Raw genomic sequence first — 24,488 nt, 5'->3', positions numbered from 1 at the left:
CGGCTGAATTGGCGACCCCGCTCGGGTCCCGATCTGCGACATAGCGCCACTGGGAGGCCGGATTCCGGGCAATCGTGAATTGAAAATCACGCATTGCCCCCCTATGTCGCGGTCAACACGTCGAATGGCCCGCACACCAGCGGCCTGACGAAAACTGCTTATCGGCGAAACGGAAAGCCTGACGCGGCCGCCTGCATGACAGGCTCGGCGGTCGGGCACATATGTGGGACCTGGACGAAAATGACGAAATCCATTGGGGTCGCGGATGCCGCGACCAATGCTACCGACACGCGTGTGGACGGCAATGCGGGCAGTGACCGCATCGGCGATCTGGCCCGCGCGTATGGCGTATCGCTCAGAACGCTGCGCTTTTATGAAGAGAAGGGGCTGATCCACCCCAGGCGCGTGGGCAATGCACGTCTCTATTCGCGCCGCGACAGGGCGCGCCTGGAACTCATCCTGCTTGGCCGCGACGTCGGCTTCTCGCTGCGCGAGGTCAAGCAGATGCTCGATCTCTACGATCCCGACAGCGGGAACATGCGCCAGATGCGCGTGGTGCTGGAAAAGTCCGAGCGCCAGCTCGCCCGGCTTCACAAGCAGCGCGAAGAGATCGACTCGGCCATTGGCCAGCTCAAGTCGGCGATCGGCACGCTGAGCGATCGTCTGGATAAACGGCGCCAACTGTCCGCGGTGTAGACCGCGCTTCAAAAGGACATGCTGGAACATGTGCCTTTCGCTCAAACGATTCCGTTTGAGCGGGACCACTCCAGCTACGCCCTACTCCATCGCCTTGATCAGCATTGAGGAAAGGCCGGGAACGGCGGACACGATCGCCAGGCCAATCAGAGCCGTGACGAGAAACGGCGCGGCACCGCGCGCCACGCGTTCGAGCGGCAGCCGGGTGACGTTGGCTGCGACATAGAGATTGATGCCGACAGGTGGCGTGAACAGGCCGATGGCCAGGTTGATCATGACCACGATACCGAACCACACCGGATCCCAGCCGAGCTCGCGGGCGACCGGCAGGAAGATCGGCAGACAGATGAACATGATGGTTATCGCGTCCATGAACATCCCGGCGACCAGGAGCACCACCATGATCACGAGCAGGATGACCCATTGATTGTCGCTGATGCCGAGCAGGGCTGAGGAATATTGTCCGATCAGGTCGTCGACCGTCACCACCCAGCCGAACAGGCTTGCATAGGCCACGACCAGCATGACGACGGCCGACGAGGCTGCGGCTTCCGTCAGGGATGCGTAGAGCTTTGCAACGGTCAAGGTGCGATAGACCAGCCCGCCGACGCCCAGCGCGTAGACCGTCGCGACCAGTGCCGCCTCGGTCGGCGTGAAGGCGCCGGAATAGATGCCGCCGAGGATGACGACAGGCGTCATCAGGCCCCAGAAGGATTCGAGGAAGGCTGGCCAAAGTCGCTGCAGGTAGGGCCGATCGGCATAAGGCGTGGGCATCAGCCGCTCGAGGCGGGACGTGCCGGAAACCGCCGTCCCGGTTTTGGCGAAGGGGAGGGTGGCCAGCATCAGGATGCCCATGCACAGGCCCGGGATGATGGCGGCGATGAACAGCTGCGAAATGGAGGTTTCGGCAATGACGCCGTAGATGACGAGGCCGATCGATGGCGGAATGACGATCGACAGCGCCGCGCCGGTGCACACGAGCCCGGCGGCGAAGGCGCGCGAGTAACCGTCTTCTTCCATTCCCTTGATGATCAGGGGGCCGATGGCGGCCACCGACGCCGGCCCGGAGCCGCTGACGGCGCCCCAGAACAGGCAGACCACCGTGCCGACCACGCCCATGCCGCCCGGCAGGCTGCCGATCAGGACCCTGAAGAAGCGGATCATGCGTTCGGCGATGCCGAGTGATCCCATCAGAACCCCGGCCAGGATGAAGAACGGTATGGCGAGCAAGGAGAACTTGGCGACACCGGCGGCGATCAGGTCGCCGACGAGGTCGAGGCCGAAGCCGAGCATCCACATGGCGTAGAGGGCGGAAAGACCGAGCGCGAAAGCGACCGGCAGCCTGAGCACCAGCAGGATGAAGAAAAGGATGAGCATCTGCGTGCCGGCGCCAAGGTCAAACATCGCCGGCCGTTTCCTCAGCGTTGATCTCGCGCCATGAGTCGACGATGTGCTGGATATAGCGCAGCGTTATCAGCGCAAAGCCGAATGGCAGGCCGACACTGTAGTACCAGGCGGGAATCTGCAGCGCGTAGGAGCGGATTCCGCTCGACACCTGGTTGACGACGAGCTGCCAGCTGAACCAGGCGGACAAGACCAGAAGCAGGACCGAAAGGGCTCCCGCTATCAGCAGCACGATCTTTCTGAGCGGCCTGGGCAGCAATTCGAAAAACAGGGTCACGGCAAGATGGTCGCCGGTGCGCGCCGCGACAGCCGCGCCCAGGATCGTAAGCAGGAGGAACCCGTTCGTCAGAAGTTCTTCGGACGAGGCGAGCGAATAGCTCGTCATGTAGCGCACGACCACATTGACGAAGCCGAGCGCGGTCATGGCCAGAAAAATGATCGCGCAGGCGATTTTTTCCGCATCGCGCAGGATCAGGGACATAACGCCTTTCCGGGAACCCTGTGGAATGGGACCGGCCAGTCGGCCGGTCCCGTCGGGACGGACGTCGCGGTCAGTTGGTCGCCGCGACGGTTTCCTGAAAGCTTTTCACCAGGTCTGCACCGACCTTGGCGGCCCAGGTGTCGAAGGCCGGCTGCGTGGCATCGCGGAACGCCTGCAATTCATCGGCCGAAGGCTCGTAGACCTCCATGCCCTTCTCGCGCAGGAAGGCGATGCCTTCTTCGGTGCTCTTGCGGGTGATTTCCTTCTGGTAGACCATGGCTTCCACGGCCGCCTCCCGGACCTTTTCCTTGGTGGCGTCGTCGAAGGAATCCCAGCGCTTCTTGCTCACGCCGATGAAGATCGGGTCATAGGAATAATGCCAGCTGGTCAGATATTTCTGCACCTCATATACGCGCTGCGGAATGATCACCGCGCCGATCGGGTTTTCCTGGCCGTCGACGACGCCCTGCTGAAGGGCGGTAAAGGTCTCTGTCCACTGCATCTGCTGCGGATTGGCGCCGAGCGCGTTCATGACGTCGATATACATCGGGCCGGCAACGCGCATCTTCAGGCCCTCCATGTCGGCGGGCGTCTTGATCGGGTGCACATTGTTGGTCACCTCGCGAAAGCCGTTTTCGCCCCAGGCCAGCACGACGATGTCATGCGCGGCCAGGATGTCGCTCATCTGCTTGCCGGGCTCTCCGCCGGTGGTCGCGTCGACCTGTTCGTAATTGGAGTAGAGATAGGGCAATGAGAACACCGCCATCTCGGGTACCAGCGGCGTCACGTTGATCGCCGAGGTGACGACGAAGTCGAGCGCGCCGCGGCTGACCATCTCCGCCTGCTTCATCTGGTCGCCGCCGGACAGCGTCGCATTGGGGAAGATGCGCACGGACAGCGCCTCGTCGGTGGCCGCGGTCAACAGTTCGTTGAACTTCTCGGCGCCCTTGTGCCAGGTGGTCGTGTCCCCGGTGTTGTGCGACAGGCGCAGGGTCTCGGCCTGCGCCTGGGAAAACAGGGCAAAGCAGGCAACGGCCGACGACAGGGCGATCGCGCCCAGCTTCGAAATTTTCATGGTCTCTCCTCCGTCATTTGCGCCGCATCGCAGCGGCAAGGCGCAACCTCCATCGCGCCTTTGTTGGTCCATATGATGGATCATTTCTCATCCATGCGGAAGTGTCAATTTGCAGATTGCGCAGGAGACCGCAACGATTGCAGTATCGCTTTACAAGTCGCGAAAGGCTCGGCTATGATTTTGATCCATAATATGGACCTTCGGTGGTAGATTGTTGGTGGCTGCGATGAGTGGTGCACAGAGCGTTGACCGCGCCCTGGCCCTTCTTTCGACGGTCGGGCGCCACGCCGGCCGGGGCGTGTCGCTGTCGGCCCTGGTGGATGAAAGCGGATTGAACAAGCCGACGGTGCGGCGTCTCCTGTTGGCCTTGATCCGCGGCGGGCTCGTCGAGCAGGAGGAGAAGAGCCGGCTCTATTTTCTCGGCGAAGAGGCCTATGTCCTCGGCACGCTGGCATCGCGGCGCTTCGGTCTCCTCGAGATCTGCCGTGGCAGTCTGAGCCGGCTTTCGGCCAAGACCGAAGACACGAGTTTCCTTTCGGTGCGTCGCGACATGCTGTCCTTGTGCCTCTATCGCGAGGAGGGCACCTATCCCATCCGCACGCATGCCCTGCAGATGGGGTTCGAGCATCCGCTCGGTATCGGTGCGGGGTCGCTGGCGATGCTGGCCGCGCTTCGCGACGAGGACGTCGAAGAGGCGCTTGCGGTCAATCGCGACATCATTCTGGAGCGCTATGCGAACCTGCCGCCCGACCGGATCCGGGCCGCTGTCACTCAGACCCGCGAGCGCGGCTATTCCCTGAACCCGGGGCTCATCGTTGCCAACTCCTGGGGCCTCGGCGTGGCGTTCCATTTTCCCGACGGGCGCCTGGCGGGTGCGCTCAGCATCGCCGCCATCGACAGCCGCATGCAGGAAGAGCGCCAGACGGAACTTGCCGGCTATCTGCGGCAGGAGGCGACGCGGGTGGAGGAAAAATTGGCGGCAATGTTTTCCGCCCGACGCGGCGCGGCGGACAAATCGCAATCGAGGAGGTAAGGCAAGTGGCAGACACACTGATCGTGGGCCGGGCGCATTCGCCCTTCGGCACATCGCAACGCGACGATACCGCCGAACTGATCGAGTACGAGGCCATGCATCTTGCCGGCGAGCCCGGCGACATGGAGCGCGTGATATGACTGCGCCTGCCGCATCCCCCGAAGGCGGCCTTGCGCCGTATTCGACCCGCGTGATGAACCTGGCCCATTTCCTGACCCAGTCGGCACGGCGCAATCCGGGCGAACCGGGCTTCGTCTGGGGCGAGACAATCTGGACATGGTCCGAGATGGAGGCTCGCGTCGAGGCGATGGCCCATGCGCTGGCAACCGAATTCGGCATCAGCAAGGGCGACCGTGTTCTGGTGCAATCGGCGAACTGCAACCAGATGTTCGAATCGATGTTCGCCTGCTTCCGCATCGGCGCGGTGTGGGTGCCGGCCAACTACCGCCAGTCGCCGGACGAGGTGGCCTATCTTGCCGCGGCGAGCGGCGCGCGCGGCATGATCTGCGGCGCCGCCTTTCCCGATCACGCGCGCGCCTGCCGGGAGGCGGCGCCATCGCTTGAAACTGTTCTGTCGATCGGCGGCGGCGCCTTTGCCGAGGACTACGATGCGGTGGTAGCGCGCCATCTCGGCCAGTCGGTCGCAAGCGTTGCGGTCGATCGCGATGATCCGTGTTGGTTCTTCTTCACCTCGGGCACGACCGGTCGGCCCAAGGCCGCCGTTCTCACGCACGGCCAGCTTGCCTTCGTCCTCACCAATCACCTGTGCGACCTCATGCCGGGCACCGGGCCGGGGGATGCCTCCATCGTGGTGGCGCCGCTGTCGCATGGCGCCGGCGTGCATCAGCTTGCGCAGGTGGCGCACGGGGTGAAGACGATCCTGCCGGCCTCCGAACGGCTCGACGTGCCGGCAGTCTGGTCGCTGGTGGAGAAGTGGAAGGTCACCAACGCCTTCACCGTTCCGACAATTCTCAAACTGCTTGTCGAAGACCCTTCGGTCGAGCAGTTCGACCATTCCAGCCTGCGTTACGTCATCTATGCCGGCGCGCCGATGTACCGGGCCGATCAGAAGCGCGCGCTTGCGGTTCTCGGTCCCGTCCTCGTTCAGTATTTCGGCCTTGGCGAGGTGACCGGCAACATCACTGTCCTGCCGCCGGCGTTTCACGCGATGGACGACGGCGAGGGTGCCCGCATCGGCACATGCGGTTTTGCCCGCACCGGCATGCAGATCGCGATCATGGATGATGGCGGCCACGAAGTCGCCACGGGGGAAACGGGCGAGATCTGTGTGCTCGGGCCCGCTGTCTTCGCCGGTTACTACAACAATCCCGAGGCCAACGCGAAGGCGTTCCGCGACGGCTGGTTCCGCAGCGGCGATCTCGGCCACATGGACGAGAACGGCTTCGTCTACATCACCGGACGCTCCTCGGACATGTATATCTCTGGCGGTTCCAACATCTATCCGCGCGAGATCGAGGAAAAGATCCTGCTTCATCCCGACATCAGCGAGGCGGCGGTGCTCGGCGTTCCCGATCCCGTATGGGGCGAAGTCGGCTTTGCGGTGTGCGTTGCCAGGGCCGGCGTGGACCCCGAAAAGCTCGATCTGGGGACGTGGCTGGAGGGCAAGATAGCCCGCTACAAGCTGCCGAAACGCTTTCTCTTCTGGGAGGCCATGCCGAAGTCGGCCTACGGGAAGATCACCAAGAAGATGCTCCGAGAAGAGATGGAGCGGCGTGGTGAAATGCCGGTATTCGACGCGACCAAGACCAGGTGAAGGTGATGGCGGCTGCAAACGACCTGAAAGTCGTGGCGATAACGGGTGGAGCTTCGGGCATCGGGCTCGCAACGGCCCGGCATCTGATGGAACGCGGATTTGCGCCCTGGCTGCTCGATCTGAAGAGCGAGGCGCTGCGGGAAGCCTGTTCTGCACTCGGCCTTGAAGCCGCACGCGGTTTGGCCTGCAACGTCACGGACGAGGTATCGGTCGACCGCGCTCTTGCCGATATTGCATCGGAATGCCGGCTGGCCGGTGTCGTCAATTCCGCCGGCATCGCCATCGACCGGCCATGTATCGACACGAGCGTCGCGGATTTCCGCCGCATCGTCGACGTCAATCTGACGGGGTCGTTCATCGTCGCCCGCGCCGCGGCGCGCCTGTGGCTGGAAGGCGGCGAGACCGGCTCCATCGTCCATATCAGCTCGATTTCCGGATTGTGCGGAAACAAGGGACGCAGCGCCTATGGTGCGTCCAAGGGCGGCATCAACACGTTGACGATGGTGATGGCCAACGAATTGGGCCCCCACGGCATTCGCGTCAATGCGGTGGCGCCGGGGCCGATAGACACGCCTCTGGCGCGAAAGGTGCACACCGAGGACGTGCGCGAGCAGTGGCACAAGCGTGTCCCGTTGCGGCGCTATGGTTCGACGGCGGAGGTTGCCGGTGCGATCGCCTTTCTGATGTCGGACGATGCGAGTTATGTGAACGGGCAGGTGCTGGCCGTCGACGGCGGGTTCGTCAATGCGGGGTTGTCGCAATGAGCGGGCGCAGCATACGGCATCCGGGTCCCGTGGCCGTGGCCCGCTATTCCGCCGCCGCCTGTCGGGCCGAAGCGCTGATCTTGACGGTGGAAGGCGGCAAGCCGTTCAACACCGCAGTGGCCGAAGCGTTCGCTGCACATGGCTACATCGGCGGCTATGCGCTGCTTGAAGACGTGGCCATGCGGCAGATGAACTATGTCATCCCGGCGGCAAGCCCGGATCGCGACCATGCGGCCTGGTACAGCGACACGCGCGCACCGGCGGCGGGCGGTGTCATCAAGCGGGCCGGCCTGCATCTCGGCCGGCGCGACGGTGAGCCTTTCCTTCATTGCCACGGCCTGTGGGACGTGCCGGGTGCTGGAATCTTAATGGGGCATCTGTTGCCGTTCGAAGCCGAACTGGAAGAGCCGACGCATGTGCAGGCCTTCGGCCTGAGGGGCGCCGTCCTGGATGTGACGGACGATGCGGAAACGAATTTTCGCCTGTTCGCGCCGCGGGCCGTTGAGTCGGCGAACAATGCCGGCCCGCTCAATGCCGTTCTTGCGACCGTGCGGCCAAATGAGGACATAAGCTTGGCCGTCGAGGCGATTTGCCGGGAACATGGGTTCGCAGCCGCCGACATCGTCGGCATCGGCAGCCTGATCGGCGCGGACTATGCCAATGGGCGCAGCGTCGCCTCCTACGCGACCGAGGTGCTGATTCGCGAAGGTCGCCTCGAGGCCACGTCGCAGGGTCCGCGTGCGGCGTTCGAGATCGCCATGGTCGGCATGGACGGCGAAATCTCCAGCGGGTGGCTGACCCATGGCGCCAATCCGGTCTGCGTTACATTCGAGCTCCTGATTCTCGGTCGCTCCGAGCGCCGCGAAAGGCAAGGCGAAGTCGCCAAGGGTTGATCTCGAACGAGCGCGCGATGGCCAACAGCCTAGGCTGGCTCTTTGCCATGAACCTATGACCGCGGACGTATTCTCCTGTCGCAGCGTAAAATTGACGTTTACGCAAACGTCAAAGTTTGCTAGTGGCGACTTCGATGATAGCCTCCGCCTCCTGGGTATTCCTGTGGCATCGCGGGGGTCTTGCTGGAGGATGTGTGATGCCGATCTACAAGGCGCCTGTTCGCGATACGCTCTTCGTGCTCAAGGATGTGCTCGGATATGAGCGCTATTCCAATCTCGCCGGCTTTGCCGACGCAACGCCGGACGTGCTGGAAGCCATTCTGGAGGAGGGCGCGAAGCTGGCGGAAAACGTCATGCAGCCGCTCAACCATTCCGGCGACCGGGAAGGCTGCGTGCGCCATGACGACGGCTCGGTGACGACGCCAAAGGGCTTCAAGAACGCATACGACCAGTATTGCGAGGGCGGCTGGATGGGGCTTTCCGCTCCGGCCGAGTATGGCGGCCAGGGCCTGCCCTATGCGGTCCACTCGGCCATTGGCGAATATCTGTCCTCCGCCAATATGGCGCTGATGATGTATCCCGGCCTCACCCAGGGCGCGATTGCCGCGATCCTCGCCCATGGCTCGGACGAGCAGAAACAGTCCTTCGTGCCGAAGCTGATCGAGGGCGTGTGGACCGGCACGATGAACCTGACCGAGCCGCATTGCGGCACCGATCTCGGCCTGCTGCGCACCAAGGCGGTTCCGAGCGGCGACGGCGCCTACAAGATCTCCGGCCAGAAGATCTTCATCTCGGCCGGCGAGCACGACATGTCGGTCAACATCATCCATCTCGTGCTGGCGCGCATCGAGGGCGCGCCGGAGGGCACGAAGGGAATCTCCTTGTTCATCGTTCCCAAATACGAGGTCGACACCGACGGCAATGTCGGTGCGCCCAACGGCGTCTCCTGCGGCTCGATCGAGGAGAAGATGGGCATCCACGGCAACGCGACCTGCGTCATGAATTATGACGAGGCGAAGGGCTTTCTGATCGGTGAGGAGAATGGCGGGCTGAAGGCGATGTTCGTGATGATGAACGAGGCGCGCCTCGGCGTCGGTATGCAGGGGCTGTCGATTGCCGAGACCGCCTACCAGAACGCCGCCGGCTATGCCAGGGAACGCCTGCAGGGTCGTGCGCTGTCGGGGCCGAAGGCGCCCGACAAGAAGGCCGATCCGATCATCGTCCATCCCGACATCCGCCGCAGCCTGATGACCATGAGGGCGTTCAACGAGGCCGGCCGCGCGCTCATCCTGTGGACGGCGCTGAAATCCGACGTGGCGCACCGTTCCGAAGACGAGAAGCAGCGCCAGGCGGCCGACGATCATCTCGGGCTGATGACGCCGGTCATCAAGGGTGTTCTCACCGACAAGGGCTTCGAGCATGCGGTGATGGCGCAGCAGGTCTTCGGCGGCCACGGCTATATCGAAGAGCACGGCATGAGCCAGTTCGTGCGCGACGCCCGCATCACCCAGATCTATGAAGGCGCCAACGGCATCCAGGCGCTCGACCTCGTGGGCCGCAAGCTGGCCATGAATGGCGGGCGCGCCGTGCAGGCCTTCTTCAAGGAAGTGGGCGATTTCTGCGAGGACAACCGCGCGGATGAGACAATGGCGCCGTTCACCAAGGCGCTGAAGAAGGGTCTCAACGACCTGCAGGCAGCGACCATGTGGCTGATGCAGAACGCGATGGAAAAGCCCGACAATGCCGGCGCGGCCTCGAACGACTACATGCATCTCTTTGGCCTCGTGGCGCTCGGCTATATGTGGGGCCGGATGGCCAAGGCCTCTCAGGCCAGGCTCGCCGACGGGGCCGGGGACGACGCTGCCTTCCATGAAAACAAGCTCGTCACGGCGCGCTATTTCATGGAGCGGGTCATGCCGGAGACGGCGGCGCATCTGGCGCGTATCTCGTCCGGGGCGGACTCGATGATGGCACTCGATGCGGAGGCGTTTTGAGTCGAATCAAACAGTTCAAAGTTGAACTTGTTGTCGGCGTGGGATAGATCGTTCTGAGATGGTGTCGTTCCTTCGCACCCCCCTCTGGCCTGCCGGCCATCTCCCCCTCAAGGGGGGAGATCAGCAGCGCCAACGGTATCGCCAGTCCTGGAACGTGCATGATTGGCGAATGCGGACGCGACAGCCAATCTCCCCCCTTGAGGGGGAGATGGCCGGCAGGCCAGAGGGGGGGTGACGAACCGCGACACGTCGCGATTGCCTGGAGTCAACTCATGACCGACCCCGCTTCCATCCTCGGCCTGCCCAAGCCCGCCTGGGCGGGTGAGGACGTTGCCATGCTTTACGACATGGCGACGCGCTTTCTCGAAGCCGAGATCGCGCCGCGCTACGAGGCATTCGAAAAGGCCGAGATCTTCGACCGGGAAAGCTGGCTGAAGGCCGGCCAGAACGGTCTTCTTTGCGCTTCCATTCCGGAGGAATATGGCGGTTCGGGCGGCACGTTCGCGCATGAGAGCGCGATCATCGAGGCGGTCAGTCATGTCGGCGTCGACGGCTTCGGCATCGCGTTGCACAACTCCATCGTCGCGCCCTACATCCTCCATTACGGCTCCGAGGAGCAGAAGAAGAAGTGGCTGCCGAAAATGGCGAGTGGCGAGCTGATTGGCGCCATCGCCATGACCGAGCCGGGCGCCGGCTCCGACCTGCAGGGCATCAAGACGCGCGCCGAAAAGGACGGCAACCAGTACCGCATCAACGGCTCCAAGACCTTCATCATCAACGGCCAGCTTGCCAATCTGATCATCGTCGTCGCCAAGACCGATCCCGAAAAGGGCGCCAAGGGCACCTCGCTCATCGTCGTGGAAACCGACGAGGTCGACGGTTTCGAGCGCGGCCGCAACCTCGACAAGATCGGGCTGAAGTCGAACGACACTTCCGAGCTCTTCTTCAACGACATGCGCGTGCCGACGGCCAATCTGCTCGGGGCCGAGGAAGGGCAGGGCTTTGTCCAGCTGATGCAGCAACTGCCCCAGGAGCGCCTGCAGATCGGCACGACAGCCATCTCCATGGTCGAGCGTGCGCTGGCGCTGACCATCGACTACGTCAAGGATCGCAAGGCCTTCGGCAAGGCGGTCATCGATTTCCAGAACACGCAGTTCAAGCTCGCCGAACTGAAGACGGAGGCGACCATCGGCCGCGTGTTCTACAATGATTGCGTAGCGCGCCACATCGACGGCGGGCTCGACCCGGTGACCGCCTCGATGGCGAAATACTGGCTGAGCGACCTGCAGGGCAAGATCGTCGACGAGTGCCTGCAGCTTCACGGCGGCTATGGCTATATGAACGAATATCCGATCGCCCGCATGTATCGCGACGCCCGCGTCCAGCGCATCTATGGGGGTACCAACGAAATCATGAAACTGCTGATCGCGAGGAGCCTTTAGACGATGGCCGAATTCACCCTCTACTGTTTCGCCGAGAGCGGCAACGCCTACAAGGTCGCGCTCATGCTCGAACTGTGCGGCGCCGACTGGGAGCCACGCGGCGTGGAATTCTTCAAGGGCGAGACGCGCAGCGAGGAATACCGCGCCGTCAACGTCATGGGCGAGGCGCCGATCCTCGTGCACCATCGTGCCGACGGCGATTTCACGCTCAGCCAGTCGGGCGCGATCCTGACCTATCTGTCGCGCCGCCTCGGTCGTTTCGGCCATGAGAGCGAGGCCGAAGAATACGAGATCCTGCGCTGGGTCCTCTACGACAACCATAAGCTCACCAGCTACACGGCGACCGAGCGCTTCATGCGCCATTTTCGCGGCAAGGCGGGCGACCCGACGGCCGAGTTCATCTATGCCCGCGCAAAGGATGCATGGAAGGTGCTCGATACCCATCTTGAAGGACGGGAGTGGGTTGCCGCCGCGCGGCCGACCATCGCCGATATCTCGATGTGCGGCTATCTCTTCTGGCCCGATCAGATCGGCGCCGACTGGAACGAGTACCCGGCCATCGCCGCATGGCTGGATCGCATTCGCAATCTCGACGGATGGGCGGCGCCCGAGGCGCTGATGCCCTCCGGTCAATAGGTGGAAACTCGATATTTCGCGGCCGCCTCCCGGCGCCGCGTCAACAAGGAGACATCCAATGGCTGATGCTTATGTCTATGACGCCGTGCGCACGCCGCGCGGGAGCGGAAAGAAGGACGGCTCGCTGCACGAGGTGCCAGCTGTGCGTCTGGCTGCAAGAACGCTGGAGGCGGTGCGCGATCGCAACGGGCTCGACACGGCGAAGGTCGACGACATCATCTTCGGCTGCGTCGATCCGGTCGGCGAGGCGGGCTCGGTCATTCCACGCGCCGCCGCCTTCGAGGCGGGTTACGCCACCGAGGCGCCGGGCATGCAGATCTCGCGCTTCTGCGCGTCCGGCCTCGATGCCATCAATCTGGGTGCAGCCAAGATCGCCGGCGGCTCCGACGAGATCGTGATCGCCGGCGGCGTGGAATCGATGTCGCGTGTCGGCATGGGCATGTCGGGCGGCGCCTGGTTCATGGACCCCTCAGTCGGTCTGCCGGCCTATTTCATGCCGCAGGGCGTTTCGGCGGATCTGATCGCGACGAAATACGGCTTTTCCCGCGACGATGTCGACGCCTATGCGGTGGAAAGCCAGAAGCGCGCGGCCAAGGCTTGGGAAAAGGGGCGGTTCAAGGAGTCCGTCATTGCGATCAAGGACCAGAACGGCCTGACCATCCTCGACCGTGACGAGCATATGCGGCCCTCGACCGACATGCAGTCCCTGGCCTCGCTCAACCCTTCCTTCGTCATGCCCGGCGAGATGGGCGGCTTCGACGCCGTTGCCGTCCAGCGCTATCCCGAGATCGAGGGCGTCAATCACGTCCACCATGCCGGCAATTCGTCCGGCATCGTCGACGGCGCGGCCGCTGTCCTGCTCGGCTCGAAGAAGGCCGGCAAGGCGATGGGGCTGAAGCCGCGCGCGCGCATCAAGGCCTTCACCAATATCGGTTCGGAACCGGCGATCATGCTGACCGGCCCGGTCGACGTCACCGAGAAGCTTCTGAAGAAGGCGAAGATGAAGCTCTCCGACATCGACCTCTTCGAGCTCAACGAGGCCTTCGCCTCCGTCGTGCTGCGCTACATGCAGGCCTTCGATATCGATCATGACAACATCAACGTCAACGGCGGCGCGATCGCTATGGGCCATCCGCTCGGCGCAACCGGCGCGATGATCTTCGGTACGGTGCTCGACGAATTGGAACGCCGCGATCTCAACACCGCGCTGGTGACCTTGTGCATCGGCGCCGGCATGGGCACGGCGACGATTATCGAGCGGGTGTAGCGCCCCTTACCCTCCCCCTTGAGGGGAGGGTCGGCGCGTCAGCGCCGGGGTGGGGTCGTCGCGGCAGTGCGCTGATCCTATCATGTCGTATCAATTGAGATTACCCCACCCGACCCGCTTCGCGGGTCATCCTCCCTCAAGGGGAGGGAACGGCACCGCCAAGGAGAAACTCTCCAATGACCGACTACAAGAATTTCACCGTCGAGACCGATGCCGACGGCATCGCGCTCGTCACATGGGACATGCCCGACCGCTCCATGAACGTCTTCACCGAGGAGGCGATGGACGAGCTGGAAAGAATAGTCGACGCGACGAGCGCCGACGAGGCGGTCAAGGGCGTCGTCGTCACCTCCGGCAAGGAGAGCTTTTCCGGCGGCGCGGACCTGACAATGCTCAAGCGCATGCTCGGCCGCTTCGAAGAGGAAAAGGCGAAGGACAAGGACGCCGCGATCAAGATGCTGTTCGACGGCGCCGGCCGCATGAGCGGGCTGTGGCGCAAGATCGAGACCTGCGGCAAGCCCTGGGTCTCGGCGATCAACGGCACCTGCATGGGCGGCGCGTTCGAATTGTCGCTCGCCTGCCATGGCCGCGTGGCCGCCGATTCCGACAAGGTCAGGATGGCGCTGCCGGAGGTTAAGGTCGGCATCTTCCCCGGCGCCGGCGGCACGCAGCGCGTTCCCCGGCTCGCCAACACGCAGGAAGCCCTGCAGATGCTGACGACCGGGCAGACCCTGTCGCCCAAGAAGGCGAAGTCGATGGGACTGATCCACGAGATCGTCAAGCCGAAGAAGCTGATCGAGACCGCGAAGAAGATGATCAAGGACGGGCTCAAGCCCGTGCAGCCGTGGGACGAGAAGGGCTTCAAGCTGCCCGGCGGTCCAGTCTATTCGGCCGCCGGCGCCAATCTCTGGCCGCCGGCAATCGCCATCCTGCGCCGCGAGACCTACGGCAACTATCCGGCGGCAAGCGCGATCCTCAAATGCGTCTATGAGGGCCTGCTGGTGCCCTTCGACACGGCGCTGACGGTCGAGCAGCGCTATTTCACCGAGATCCTGCAGACGACCGAAGCGAAGATGATGATCCGCTCGCTCTTCGTCTCGCTGCAGGAACTCAACAAGGGTGCCCGCCGCCCCGAAGGCGTGCCGCAGACGAAGTTCAAGAAGATCGGCGTGCTCGGCGCCGGCTTCATGGGCGCGGGCATCGCCTATGTCACGGCGAAGGCCGGCATCCCGGTCGTGCTGATCGACCGCGACGTGCCGTCGGCCGAAAAGGGCAAGGAGCACTCCGCCGGTCTGATGGACGGGCTGATCAAGAAGGGCCGGGCGAGCGCCGAGGACAAGGAAAAGCTCCTGTCGCTGATTACGCCGACCGACGACTACGCCGCGCTCGACGGCTGCGATCTCGTCATCGAGGCGGTGTTCGAGGATTCGGAGATCAAGAAGAGTGCGACGGAGAAATCCGAGGCGGTCTTGAAGCCATCGGCGATCTTCGCCTCCAACACCTCGACCATCCCGATCACCGGCCTGGCGAAGAACTCCAAGCGGCCGAAGAATTTCGTCGGCATCCACTTCTTCTCGCCCGTCGACCGCATGATGCTGGTCGAGATCATCCTCGGCAAAAAGACGGGCGATGAGGCGCTGGCGGTCGCGATCGACTATGTGCGCGCCATCAAGAAGACGCCGATCGTCGTCAACGACACGCGCGGCTTCTACGTCAATCGCTGCGTGCTGCGTTACATGTCCGAGGCCTATCAGATGCTGATCGAGGGCGTGCCCGCGCCGATGATCGAGAACGCGGCCAAAATGGCCGGCATGCCGGTCGGCCCGCTGGCGCTCACCGATGAAACGGCGATCGACCTGGCCCAGAAGATCATGAAGCAGACGATCCGCGATCTTGGCGAAAAGGCCGTCGACAAGGATCAGTTCGAACTGATCAACACCATGGTCGACAGGCACGGCCGGCACGGCCGCAAGAACGGCAAGGGCTTTTATGACTATCCGGCCAAGCCGGCCAAGAAGCATCTGTGGCCGGGGCTGAAGGATCTCTATCGGCAGAAAGAGCCCGAGGATGTCGATGTCGAGGAACTGAAGCAGCGCTTCCTCGTCACCATCGCGCTCGAGGCCGCCCGCGTGATGGAGGAAAAGATCGTCACCGACCCGCGCGAGGCCGATGTCGGCTCGATCCTCGCCTTCGGCTTCGCGCCCTATACCGGCGGGGCGCTGTCCTATATCGACGGCATCGGCGTGGAGCGTTTCGTCAAGCTGGCCAAGCACTTGCAGAAGAAGTACGGCGCGCAGTTCAAGGCGCCGAAGCTGCTTGCCGACATGGCGGCGAAGGGCGAGACCTTCTATGACCGCTTCGATCCCTATGCCGGAAAGGCGAAGGAAGCGGCCTGACGCGGCTTCTCCCTCCCCCTTTGAGGGGAGGGTGCCGAGTGAAGCGAGGCGGGAGGGGTTGGTTGATGCCGTGCTCGGCCGAAATGACCCCAGCCGTCCAATCGCCTGTGGCGATTGTCCACCCTCCCCTCAAGGGGGAGGGAGATATCGGAGCATCTCATGTATGTCTGGGCACGTCTTGCCAGGGCCGCGCTGACGGCGAAGCGCCGCGGCGCCTATCATATGGGCGAGGAAAGCAGGCTGACCTTCCGCTGCCTGCCGACCGACATTGATTCCAACATGCATCTGAACAATGCGCGCTACATGATGCTGGCCGATGTCGGCCGCATCGACATCTTCATGCGCGCCGGCCTGATCGATCTCGCGCGCAAGCAAGGCTGGGGGCCGATGATGGGCGGGCTGCAGACGGTCTATGTGCGTGAAATCAGGCTGTGGCGGAAATTCGACGTCGTCTCGACCGTGGAGACCTGGGAGGGCACGCAGGTGATCGGCCGCCATCGCTTCGTCCTCGGCGACGGCCGCACCGCGGCGCTGATCATGACGACCGCCGGCGTCTACGATTTCAAGGGGCGCCGCTATGTGCCGATCGACGAGGTGGTGGAGGCTTTGGGAAGTGCGGCGAGGCCGCGCGAGCCGAACGCGGCGGAGGCCTCCTTCATGGCATCGCATGCCGGCTTGCGCGCTATCGCGAAAGTGATCTCCTGACGCCTTGTCACCCCCGTGACGTGCACTAAGCTTGCGCTGCAATTGAAGAGGATTCGCGCATGTCCCGAGCCGTCATCGACTACTATTTCACCTCCGCATCGCCATTCGTCTATCTGGGCCACGAGGCGCTGATGGATGTTGCGGCGGCCCATGGCGCGAAGGTCAGTTTCAAGCCGGTCAACCTGGCCGCCGTGTTCGAAAATGCCGGCGCCCTGCCGCTTCCCAAGCGCGCGCCGGCGCGACAGCGTTACCGGCTGATCGAATTGCAGCGTGTCGCCGACATGCGCGGCATGCCGATCAACATTCATCCGAAATTTTTCCCCGTCGATCCGGCACTGGCCGACCATGTCACGATCGCGCTGATCGAACGCGGCGCCGATCCGAGCGGCTTCATGGCAAGGGTGTTTTCCGGCGTTTGGGCGAATGAAGAAAACATCGCAGACGCGGATACGATCGCCGCCTGCCTGAAGGCCGAGGGACACGATGCCGAGGCCGTCCTTGCCGAGGCGGCCGGCGACAAGGTCGCCGCGATCCGGGCGCGCAATACGCAAGATGCGCTCGAAGCCGATGCACTTGGCGTGCCCGTCTACGTGCTCGACGGCGAGCCCTTCTGGGGCCAGGACCGCATCGCCTTTCTCGAACATGCGCTGACGACGGACCGCGCGCCGTTCCGGGCACCATAGCCCGCACCGATCTGGACAAGAGCGGCCTGCTGGCATAAGTAACTGCAAAAGGCATTTTTTCCTGTCCGCCTCCAAGCACGGGAGCCCGCCATGCTCTCGCATGAGCGTGTTTGGGCCGCGATCGACGCGCTGGCCGAACGCTATTCCATGTCACCGTCCGGGCTCGCCAAGCGGGCCGGGCTGGATTCGACCGCCTTCAACAAGTCCAAGCGCCGCTCGGCCGACGGCCGGCCGCGCTGGCCATCGACCGAATCCCTGGCCAAGATCATCGAGGCGACGGGCGTGACGCTTGACGAGTTCGTCGGCCTGGTCGAGGCGAAGTCCGTGCTGCCTGGCGGTGCGCTGCCGAGGCAATCGTCGACGGTCCCGCTGATCGGCTTTGCGCAGGCCGGCGCCGGCGGTTTTTTCGACGACGCCGGCTTTCCGGCCGGCCAGGGCTGGGATCTGGTCGAACTGCCGGCAAGCGTCGACAACGGTGCCTACGCCCTGGGCGTGCAGGGCGATTCCATGCTGCCGCTTTATCGCGACGGCGACGTGCTGATCGTCGAGCCCGGCGCGACGGTGCGGCGCGGCGACCGGGTCGTTGTCAAGACATCGAACGGCGAGGTGATGGCCAAGGTGCTGATGCGCCGGAGCACGAAATCGCTCGAACTCGTCTCGCTCAATCCGGATCATCCCGACCGCACCATTCCGGTTGTCGACGTCGAGTGGATCGCCCGCATCGTCTGGGCGAGCCAATAGGCCCGTTATGCGCTGGTTGATGACCATACTCGCCGCCACCTGCCTCGGCGTCGCCGGTGTTGCGATCTATTCGGGTGCGGCCAGGATTGACGGCGGCGTGAGCGAACGAGCTGGCGCGCAATCAGCACCGGAAGATGTGGTCGCCGCTCGTCCGTCTGCTGCCGTGCAAGAGCAACGAAGGCCGCAACCGGCTGCGTCGCCGCCCCAGACGGAACGCAAGGCGCGGCCTTCAAGTGCAGATAAGCCGCAGCCGGCAACTGAGGGCAAGCCGACAGAAAAGCCAGACGATGTGCTCAACACCATACGCTCCGTTGCGCCCGACATTATTGCCTCGCCCGACATCGATCCGAATATGCTTCAACGCCTGGAGCCGCGCGGAGCGCTGAGCCGGATCGGTCGTGCCGGCCCGCCGAAGCGCTCGGTGCGTCCTGAAGGGCCGGACGTATTTCAGCCCGTTGCTGTCGCCGCCGGACGCATCGAGACGGACGAGGTGACGATCACGATCGCCGGCATCGAGCCGGTCGAGCCGGAGGCGCAATGTTCGCGCGCCGAGGGCGGGCAATGGCCCTGCGGCATGGCGGCGCGCACCGCATTGCGCTCGCTGCTGCGTGGCCGTGCGCTCGATTGCGACCTGCCCGAGGGCGAGCGCGGCGAGGCCCTCACCGCCTCATGCAGCCTGGGTGCGACCGATCTCGGCGCGTGGCTGGTCGAAAACGGCTGGGCCCGCGCGACCGCGGGTGGCCCCTATGCAGAGCTGGAAGATGCCGCAAGGCACGCCGGCCGTGGCGTTTTCGGCGCCGGCCCGAAGCCATTGCCGGAATTTGGCCAACCCCGACCGACGGTGCTTGAGACCGGCCAGCCGGCAACACGGCCTTCTCCATCGGCCCCGCTCGGCAACGGGCTATATTAGAGTCAAACCGCCGGCCGCGCAGCGCCGTCAGGCGGCGGCCCCCGAACCGAGCGTCTTGCCGATCAGAGCGCGGGTCTCGTCGATGCCGTAGAGCGCGATGAAGGAGCCGAAGCGCGGGCCGCGTTCCTGGCCAAGCAGCACCTGGTAGATCATCTGGAAGAATGCGACCGAGACGCCGGGTCCGCCGGTGGGGCTCTTCTTGGTGTGATCCTGGTAGCGCTCGATACCACGTGCCACGTCGAGCAGCGCATTCTGGATCGTTTCGCCATTCGCGTCGAAGGGCAGTTCGCCGAGCTTCTGCGATATCGCGCCAAGCGCTTGCGCTTCAACATCGTCCGGTTCGCGAAACTGCTTGGAAGGTTTCACGAAATCGTTGAAATAGCGGATCGCGAATTCGACCAGCCGGTCGAGTTCGGGATGGGTCTCGGGCGTGACGTCGGGCGCATAGCGCGAGATGAAGCCCCACAACACGGTCTTGTCGTGCGCGTTGGAGGCGCTGACCAGATTGAGCAACAGCGCGAACGGCACCGGAAGATCGATGGCCGGCGGCGCGCCGTTGTGGATGTGCCAGACCGGATTGCCGAGGCGGTTCTTCCAGTCCTGCCGCGGATAGGCCGAGAGGAACTGGTAGTACTCGTCCACGGCGCGCGGGATAACGTCGAAATAGAGCTTCTTCGCCGTCCTCGGCTTCTGGAACATGTAGAGCGCCAGGCTCTCCGTCGGCGCATAGGTCAGCCATTCGTCGATGGTCAGCCCGTTGCCCTTAGACTTGGAGATCTTCTGTCCGTTCTCATCCAGGAACAGCTCGTAGATGAAGTGTTCCGGCGCCCGCCCGCCGAGGATCGCGCAGATGCGGTCATAGAGCGGGGCATTGGGACCGTGGTCCTTGCCGAACATCTCGAAGTCCACCCCGAGCGCGGCCCAGCGCATGCCGAAATCGGGCTTCCACTGCATCTTGACCCGGCCGCCCGTGATCGGCAGCGTCGTCTCGGTCCCGTCCTCGTCTTCGTAGGTGATGGTGCCGTTCTTTGCGTCCACATGCTTCATCGGCACGTAAAGGACGCGGCCGGTCTTGGGCGAAATGGGCAGGAAGGGGCTGTAGGTCGCCTGGCGCTCCTCGCCCAGCGTCGGCAGCATCGCCGCCATGATCGCGTCATAGTGCGCCGCCGCATTGAGCAGCGCTTCGTCGAAGCGGCCGGACTTGTAGTATTCCGTGGCACTGGCGAACTCATACTCGAAGCCGAACGTGTCGAGGAAGCGGCGCAGCATGGCATTGTTGTGATCGCCGAAGCTCTTGTAGTCGCCGCCGAACGGGTTGGGAACGGCGGTCAGCGGCATGTGCAGATAGGGCTTCAGTGCCTCCGGATCCGGGACGTTGTCGGGAATCTTGCGCATTCCGTCCATGTCGTCGGAGAAGCAAAGGAGCCGCGTCTTCACCTTGTCTTCGGTGAGGATGCGGAATGCATGGCGCACCATGGTGGTGCGGGCCACTTCGCCGAAGGTGCCGATATGCGGCAGGCCGGAGGGGCCGTAGCCGGTTTCGAAAAGCACCGTCTCGGGAAAATCGCCTCCCTTGTAGCGCGCGACGATCTTGCGCGCTTCCTCAAACGGCCAGGCCTTGCTCTCGCTCGCCGCAGCGAGAATTTCGGGATCGAGGTCGATCGTGTCGGGTGCGCTCGTCATGTGCGTTCTTCCAGATGTTGCCCTGCTCTAGGGCGCGGCGCCGCAAGCGTCAATCGGCAGCAGCATTTTTCCTTGCAGGCAGGCACGGCGCTTCTTACCCTGCAGCGATTCACTGGACAGGTGTGCGAATGACGAGTGACCCGCAGGCTGCCAAGACCCAGGAGGCGATGATCCACCTCATGGTGACCGTGTCTGCTTCCGACAGCGACATGACGGACCGCGAATTGGCCAAGATGGGCGATGTGGTGCGCACCATGCCGGTGTTTTCCGGCTTCGACCCGGATTCTCTGCTCGATGTTGCCAAGAAGAGCCAGCAATTGATGCAGCAAGACGGTGCGCTGGGCGATCTGCTGTCATCAATCGTCGACCTCATTCCCCCCAGGCTGCGCGACACGGCCTATGCCATAGCCGTGGAGATTGCGGCTGCGGATCTGAGCGTCAGGCCGGAGGAGCAACGTATCCTGCAGCTTCTGCGCGGACATCTGGGCGTCGATACGCTGACGGCCGCGGCGATCGAACGGGCGGCGATCATACGGCACCGCACAATGGTATGATCGCTCCATTGGCCGCTTGTGGCGCTGAGCGCCCAGGCGGAATATGAGCGTGAACCCATATGTCCGAACCGGTCATAAGACTTCTGGCGTTTCTGGCCGTCTTTGCCGCGATGGCCGCCTTCGAGCTGTGGTCGCCACGGCTCGAACGCGACGAAATGCACGGTGCATTGAAGGCCAGGCGGTGGGCGGCCAATCTCTCCGTCGTGCTTTTGTCGTCGCTTGTCGTGCGCATCGTCTTTCCGGCCGCCGCGGTGGGGGCGGCACTTTGGGCCGAAGGGCGCGGCTGGGGCCTGTTTCCGGCGCTCGGCGTGGCGCCCCTGGTCGCGGGCATCATATCCTTCGTCCTGCTCGATTTCGCCGTCTGGCTGGAGCATGTCGCCAGCCACAAGATCCCGCTGTTGTGGCGCATCCACCGCATGCACCACGCCGATATCGGTTTCGACGTCACGACCGGCCTCAGGTTTCATCCATTCGAGATCGTGTTGTCGATGGTCTGGAAGGCTGCCGTCGTCATCGCGCTAGGCGCGCCGTTCCTGGCCGTCCTCGTCTTCGAGATCGTGCTCAACGCGACCTCGATGTTCAACCATTCCAATGTCAGGCTTCCGCTCGGGTTCGACCGTTTGTTGCGCCTGGTCCTCGTGACGCCCGACATGCACCGGGTTCACCATTCGACTATTCGTCGGGAGACGGATTCCAACTACGGCTTCAACTTTCCCTTCTGGGATCGCATCTTTCGCACCTACAACGCCCAGCCGCAGCTCGGGCATGAAGGCATGGAGATCGGCCTGAAGGAATATCGCGGCGGCGACCCGTCCCGGTTGAGTTGGATTCTGATGCTGCCGTTTCGCCCCTTGCGCCCCGGCGTGGCGCCTCAAAAGAAGCTGAGCGGGAAATAGCGCAGATAGAGTTCGGCGAAGGTGCCGTCCTCGTCGATTTCACGCAGCGCGTGATTGAACGCGGCCGTCAGTTCGATGTCGTCGGGCCGAACCGCGATCGCCATGCCCGGACCGAAATAGTCGGGCAACAGATAGGGTCCGCCGGCGAAACGGCAGCATCCCTGCGATGCCGAGCCGGCGAGCCAGAAGGAAAGCTGCATGCCGTCACCGAACACGGCATCCGTGTTGCCGTCGCGAAGGTCTTCGAACATCCATTGGCGCTTGCTGTAGGTGACGACACGCAGGCTGCCGAAAAGTTCGCGCAAGGCACGCTCATGCGCCGAGCCGGCCATGACCCCGATGCGTTTTCCCCGCAATCGTGCGTAGAGCGGCCCGGCTCCAGGCAGCCCGTCGGCGGTGACGAAACGGCCGGGGAAAATCAGGTAGGGTCGGGAGAAGGCATATTTCGAACGCGATTGCGGCGTCATCGCGACGCCCGCGATCACGGCATCGCCCTGTCCCTCCGAGAGCGCCTGCTCGATCTCGTCCCACGGCAAGGCCTGGATCTGGCAGGTCCCGGACAGGTCAAGCTCCATGCAGATGGCACGGGCGAGATCGACGTTGAATCCTGCCAGCCGACCTTCCGTGGTCAGGTAGTTGAAAGGCGGGAAATCGATCGTCGTCAGGAAACGCAGGCGGGTTCGGCCGGAAAGATCGGGCTGGGCGAGGCGTTCATGCGCATCCCACAGATTGGGGATCGCCGGTTCCTCGGCCGAGGCCCGTCCGGCCAGGAAGGCGAGAAGGAACACCGCCGAAAGGCGAATCGTTCTGGAGCTTCTACCCATTGTTGCAGCCGCCTCGTCATAGCCGTGCCGCTATTTGTTGAGCAAGTGATCCCGCAGGTCAATCGGCGGTGCTCGCTGCGCCGTGCGAACGGCCAATTACACATACAACCAGCAGTTAATGGAGTAGGGCGACACACGGTTGCTATAATGATCCCTTCGGCTATCTTGGCCGAAAGGGGTGTGGAATGCGTCAGTTCGACGAAACATTGCAGTTTATCGACAATCTTGACCATGCCGATTCTCCGCAGGCCGTGTGCAAATTGCTCGTTGGCGTGACGGGCAATTTCGGCCTGACTGCCCTGATGGCTGGCACGGTTCCACGCGCCGGAACCCCGCGCACCCGGCAAAAAAGCCATGTTCTGCTGTGCGATTGGCCCTCGCAATGGCTGGAGCGCTATGTCGAGAAGAACTACGTCGACCGCGATCCGGTGGTCCTTTACATGCGTCAGTCCCCGACCCTGGTGCAATGGCGCGACGCGGCGCAGAAGCTGCAGATCGGCCCGGGCGGTCGTGAGGTTCTGGGCGATGCCGGCCAGTTTCACTTGAAGGACGGCTTCGCCTTCCCGCTCATCACGCTGGAGGGCACCATGGTGATGGTGTCGCTGGGCGGCGAGGATGTGGACATTTCACCGGAAGGGCAGGGCATGGTGTCGTTGGTGTCGACCTATGCCATCGGCCGGGCCATGCAACTCTACCACAGCGAGGCCATCTTCGATCAGCGGCCCGATCTCACTCCGCGCGAGATCGAATGTCTGAAATGGGCCGCGGAGGGCAAGTCGGAGTGGGAGATATCGCGAATACTGGCCATCTCCGAACATACGTCCGAGAAACATTTGCTGAATGCCAAACGCAAGCTCGGCGCTGTCAACCGCGTTCATGCGGTCGCCGAGGCGATTCGGCTTGGCTACATATCGTGACTACGTGATCACGTAATATTTTCGCCCATCGTGCTACGCAACCATCTCTCCAAAACCAAAGGAGAGAAGGATGATCTACGCACTTTCCACAACAGAATTGAACGAACTTCCCGAACTCAAGGATGCCGTGCACAGGTTGCGCCACGACATCTTCGTTGACGAGATGGGCTGGGAGGATCTGCGAACCTCGGAGGGTTTCGAGACCGACCAGTTCGACCACGAGGAGGCGGTGCACCATCTGTGCATGCGCAACGGACGGCTGGCAGGCTACCAGCGCATGTTGCCCACCACGCGGCCGCATCTGCTGACGGATGTGCTTTGTGATCTGTGCGAAGGTGAATCGCCCAGGGGAAAGAACGTCTGGGAGCTCACGCGCTATGCCGTGGCGCCGGCCTATCGCGATGGCCGGCGCGGCGTGTCCACGGTCGGCAGCGAGCTGATCGCCGGCTTCGTCGAATGGGGCCTTTCAAGCGGTGTCGACCAGGTGATCATCGAGTTCGAGCCGATGTGGGTGCTCCGGGCTCTGCAACTCAGCTTCCTGGCTCGGCCGCTCGGCTACCAGCGAACCTATGGCCGTCAGCAGGTCGTGGCGACATTGCTGACATTCAACGAGCAGACGCTGGAAGTGGTTCGCAACCGTCGCAACCATCATGCGCCGGTGATCACGCAGGGCGGATGGGACCTTCTGGCGTGTCGACAGGCTTCCTGAATTACGAACTT

General features: G+C 63.4%; 24 protein-coding genes. 19 read left to right on the top strand and 5 right to left on the bottom strand.

The features are described 5' to 3' along the window. Positions 1 to 240: 240 nt before the first annotated feature. The gene (locus GM909_RS16460; RefSeq protein WP_157017778.1) at positions 241 to 696 is read left to right on the top strand and encodes a MerR family transcriptional regulator; all 456 of its coding nucleotides are present in this window, start codon (positions 241 to 243) and stop codon (positions 694 to 696) included. A gap of 81 nt (positions 697 to 777) precedes the next feature. On the opposite strand, the gene GM909_RS16455 is transcribed toward GM909_RS16460, so the two are convergent. The 3 genes from GM909_RS16455 to GM909_RS16445 form a co-directional block, all read right to left on the bottom strand. Further along, positions 778 to 2,100, bottom strand: a complete 1,323-nt coding sequence (locus tag GM909_RS16455) for a TRAP transporter large permease (RefSeq protein ID WP_157017776.1) — start codon at positions 2,098 to 2,100, stop codon at positions 778 to 780. Beyond that, positions 2,093 to 2,581 carry a TRAP transporter small permease gene (locus GM909_RS16450; protein ID WP_157017774.1) on the bottom strand — a complete coding sequence of 163 codons (489 nt, stop codon included), beginning with the start codon at positions 2,579 to 2,581 and terminating at the stop codon, positions 2,093 to 2,095. Before GM909_RS16450 ends, GM909_RS16455 begins: the two co-directional genes overlap by 8 nt. Before the next feature lie 70 nt (positions 2,582 to 2,651). Then, entirely contained in the window at positions 2,652 to 3,656 is a 1,005-nt protein-coding gene (locus GM909_RS16445) for a DctP family TRAP transporter solute-binding subunit (protein WP_157017772.1), read from the bottom strand. A gap of 226 nt (positions 3,657 to 3,882) precedes the next feature. On the opposite strand from GM909_RS16445, the gene GM909_RS16440 reads away from it, so the two are divergent. The 14 genes from GM909_RS16440 (at position 3,883) to GM909_RS16380 (ending at position 18,894) form a co-directional block, all read left to right on the top strand. Then, on the top strand, positions 3,883 to 4,689 hold the full coding sequence (locus GM909_RS16440; protein ID WP_157017770.1) for an IclR family transcriptional regulator: 807 nt from the start codon (positions 3,883 to 3,885) through the stop codon (positions 4,687 to 4,689). A gap of 5 nt (positions 4,690 to 4,694) precedes the next feature. Then, a complete protein-coding gene (locus tag GM909_RS26305) occupies positions 4,695 to 4,829 on the top strand; it encodes a hypothetical protein (protein WP_268890780.1) in 135 nt (44 codons plus the stop codon). After that, positions 4,826 to 6,463: an acyl-CoA synthetase gene (locus GM909_RS16435; protein WP_157017768.1), complete on the top strand. Its 1,638-nt coding sequence runs from the start codon at positions 4,826 to 4,828 to the stop codon at positions 6,461 to 6,463. The genes GM909_RS26305 and GM909_RS16435 overlap by 4 nt, the downstream gene beginning before the upstream one ends. A gap of 5 nt (positions 6,464 to 6,468) precedes the next feature. Next, a complete protein-coding gene (locus GM909_RS16430; protein WP_157017766.1) occupies positions 6,469 to 7,227 on the top strand; it encodes an SDR family NAD(P)-dependent oxidoreductase in 759 nt (252 codons plus the stop codon). Then, positions 7,224 to 8,120, top strand: a complete 897-nt coding sequence (locus tag GM909_RS16425; RefSeq protein ID WP_157017764.1) for a PCC domain-containing protein — start codon at positions 7,224 to 7,226, stop codon at positions 8,118 to 8,120. Before GM909_RS16430 ends, GM909_RS16425 begins: the two co-directional genes overlap by 4 nt. 197 nt (positions 8,121 to 8,317) lie before the next feature. Next, positions 8,318 to 10,114 carry an acyl-CoA dehydrogenase C-terminal domain-containing protein gene (locus GM909_RS16420; protein ID WP_157017762.1) on the top strand — a complete coding sequence of 599 codons (1,797 nt, stop codon included), beginning with the start codon at positions 8,318 to 8,320 and terminating at the stop codon, positions 10,112 to 10,114. A gap of 272 nt (positions 10,115 to 10,386) precedes the next feature. Beyond that, entirely contained in the window at positions 10,387 to 11,556 is a 1,170-nt protein-coding gene (locus GM909_RS16415; RefSeq protein WP_157017760.1) for an acyl-CoA dehydrogenase family protein, read from the top strand. A 3-nt stretch (positions 11,557 to 11,559) separates the two neighbouring features. Further along, positions 11,560 to 12,192, top strand: coding sequence for a glutathione S-transferase family protein (locus GM909_RS16410; protein WP_157017758.1), 633 nt, complete (start codon positions 11,560 to 11,562; stop codon positions 12,190 to 12,192). Positions 12,193 to 12,250: 58 nt separating this feature from the next. Beyond that, positions 12,251 to 13,459, top strand: coding sequence for an acetyl-CoA C-acetyltransferase (locus GM909_RS16405; protein WP_157017756.1), 1,209 nt, complete (start codon positions 12,251 to 12,253; stop codon positions 13,457 to 13,459). A 176-nt stretch (positions 13,460 to 13,635) separates the two neighbouring features. After that, on the top strand, positions 13,636 to 15,855 hold the full coding sequence (locus tag GM909_RS16400) for a 3-hydroxyacyl-CoA dehydrogenase NAD-binding domain-containing protein (protein ID WP_157017754.1): 2,220 nt from the start codon (positions 13,636 to 13,638) through the stop codon (positions 15,853 to 15,855). A gap of 159 nt (positions 15,856 to 16,014) precedes the next feature. Next, positions 16,015 to 16,560 (top strand): thioesterase family protein, encoded by a 546-nt coding sequence (locus tag GM909_RS16395; protein ID WP_157017752.1) that lies wholly within the window; start codon positions 16,015 to 16,017, stop codon positions 16,558 to 16,560. Positions 16,561 to 16,619: 59 nt separating this feature from the next. Continuing rightward, the gene (locus GM909_RS16390) at positions 16,620 to 17,243 is read left to right on the top strand and encodes a 2-hydroxychromene-2-carboxylate isomerase (protein WP_157017750.1); all 624 of its coding nucleotides are present in this window, start codon (positions 16,620 to 16,622) and stop codon (positions 17,241 to 17,243) included. A gap of 90 nt (positions 17,244 to 17,333) precedes the next feature. Then, entirely contained in the window at positions 17,334 to 17,984 is a 651-nt protein-coding gene (locus tag GM909_RS16385) for a LexA family transcriptional regulator (RefSeq protein WP_157017748.1), read from the top strand. Positions 17,985 to 18,003: 19 nt separating this feature from the next. After that, a complete protein-coding gene (locus GM909_RS16380; protein WP_157017746.1) occupies positions 18,004 to 18,894 on the top strand; it encodes a thermonuclease family protein in 891 nt (296 codons plus the stop codon). 27 nt (positions 18,895 to 18,921) lie between these two features. Here GM909_RS16380 and GM909_RS16375 read toward each other — a convergent pair whose 3' ends face one another. After that, complete coding sequence (locus GM909_RS16375; protein WP_157017744.1) at positions 18,922 to 20,577, bottom strand: lysine--tRNA ligase; 1,656 nt, start codon at positions 20,575 to 20,577, stop codon at positions 18,922 to 18,924. A gap of 128 nt (positions 20,578 to 20,705) precedes the next feature. Between GM909_RS16375 and GM909_RS16370 the strand changes: the two genes are divergently transcribed. Then, positions 20,706 to 21,131 (top strand): tellurite resistance TerB family protein, encoded by a 426-nt coding sequence (locus tag GM909_RS16370; protein ID WP_157017742.1) that lies wholly within the window; start codon positions 20,706 to 20,708, stop codon positions 21,129 to 21,131. A gap of 59 nt (positions 21,132 to 21,190) precedes the next feature. Next, a complete protein-coding gene (locus tag GM909_RS16365) occupies positions 21,191 to 22,027 on the top strand; it encodes a sterol desaturase family protein (RefSeq protein WP_157017740.1) in 837 nt (278 codons plus the stop codon). On the opposite strand, the gene GM909_RS16360 is transcribed toward GM909_RS16365, so the two are convergent. Beyond that, positions 22,003 to 22,851, bottom strand: a complete 849-nt coding sequence (locus GM909_RS16360) for a transporter substrate-binding domain-containing protein (RefSeq protein WP_157017738.1) — start codon at positions 22,849 to 22,851, stop codon at positions 22,003 to 22,005. The two genes, GM909_RS16365 and GM909_RS16360, sit on opposite strands and share 25 nt — an antisense overlap. A 185-nt stretch (positions 22,852 to 23,036) precedes the next feature. Between GM909_RS16360 and GM909_RS16355 the strand changes: the two genes are divergently transcribed. Together GM909_RS16355 and GM909_RS16350 are read left to right on the top strand one after the other, a co-directional pair. After that, positions 23,037 to 23,768 carry a helix-turn-helix transcriptional regulator gene (locus GM909_RS16355; RefSeq protein WP_157017736.1) on the top strand — a complete coding sequence of 244 codons (732 nt, stop codon included), beginning with the start codon at positions 23,037 to 23,039 and terminating at the stop codon, positions 23,766 to 23,768. 70 nt (positions 23,769 to 23,838) lie between these two features. Beyond that, positions 23,839 to 24,477, top strand: a complete 639-nt coding sequence (locus GM909_RS16350) for an acyl-homoserine-lactone synthase (RefSeq protein WP_157017734.1) — start codon at positions 23,839 to 23,841, stop codon at positions 24,475 to 24,477. Positions 24,478 to 24,488: the final 11 nt, after the last annotated feature.

It is taken from the genome of Mesorhizobium xinjiangense, from assembly GCF_009749525.1.
In the GTDB taxonomy this organism is placed as follows: Bacteria; Pseudomonadota; Alphaproteobacteria; order Rhizobiales; family Rhizobiaceae; genus Mangrovimarina; species Mangrovimarina xinjiangensis.
This window is presented reverse-complemented; position numbering and strand designations above follow the sequence as displayed.